A 1,132-nucleotide genomic window follows, 5' to 3' on the forward strand; every position below is an offset into this window, starting at 1 on the left:
GGAATGTGGAAAAGGTGCGGTCCGGCGCTTCGAGCGACCCTGTGTTGTCCATGGGCTACGACTCGCTGAATCGATTGAAGAACGTTCGCGACGACGTCGCTGGTGCGGTAATCGAAAGTTATGCCTACGATTCGACGGGCAACAGGACAGTTTTTAATAGTGCGGCTGGAGTCAAGAATTACGTCTACGCACCGGACAGCCATCGCTTGACCGAGGGCGGAGCCGGCGATTCTCGTTCCTATGATGCTGCGGGCAATACCATTGCTCTGAGGGGTATGTCGCTCAGGTACGATGGCGAATCACGGCTGACTTCTATCGAGGCGGGAGCGGCTACGATCAGGAGCTACTCCTATAACGGACTGGACGAGCGCGTATATGACTCGGCCCGGGGTATCAGATACGCTTACGGGCAGTTCGGTCAGGTGCTGGGTGCATATGGGCCGACGGCCGGCGCTCAAGAGATCATCTGGATTGATGATGTGCCGGTGGGGTTGGTTTCGTACGAGGCAGGTCCGGCGAGTCTACTTTACATCGAATCCGACCATTTGAAGACGCCGCGGGCGATCATCGACCCTGTTCGAGACCGAGCGATATGGTCCTGGAGCCTGCGGGGGGAGGCGTTTGGAAACTCTTCCGCTAACGAGGACCCCGATTCCGACGGAATCCGATTTGGTTTCGATCTGCGCTTGCCCGGTCAAATCTATGATGGCCTTACCGGGCTGCATTACAATTACTACCGAAATTACGATCCAGCGGTTGGGCGTTATCTGGAGAGCGATCCCGTCGGAATTTCCGCAGGTCCGGCGACGTACGCTTATGTAGAAGGGAGGCCTTTGACCGATACGGATCCGGCAGGGCTGATGGGCGCTGGCGTTGGCGGATTTGACACTCTTCGGGCAAATTGCATGCGAGACCCGTCAGTCTGCGTGCTTCTTGGGGGCGCTGGAGCTGTGGCTATCGCTCCCAAGCCGGATGTGCTGGGTGACACTTCGAGCAAACCTGCGGAAGAGTGCGACAGGACTACATGCAAGAAGACTTATCCGGAGTATGAGTTGTGCTATGCGCTGCCAGGGGAATATATATGGACGAGTAGAGCTCAGGCGCAATCGCAGTTCCCGCCACATAAGCTGGA

General features: G+C 57.0%; 1 protein-coding gene. It reads left to right on the plus strand.

What is annotated here, in order from left to right; genetic code table 11:
* Positions 1–50: 50 nt before the first annotated feature.
* The coding region (locus ABZY20_RS37365) for an RHS repeat-associated core domain-containing protein (RefSeq protein WP_356448009.1) at positions 51–1,132 on the plus strand (1,082 nt) is incomplete at its 3' end.

Origin of the sequence: Streptomyces sp. NPDC006624, from assembly GCF_040611555.1 — a bacterium.
GTDB lineage: Bacteria > Actinomycetota > Actinomycetes > Streptomycetales > Streptomycetaceae > Streptomyces.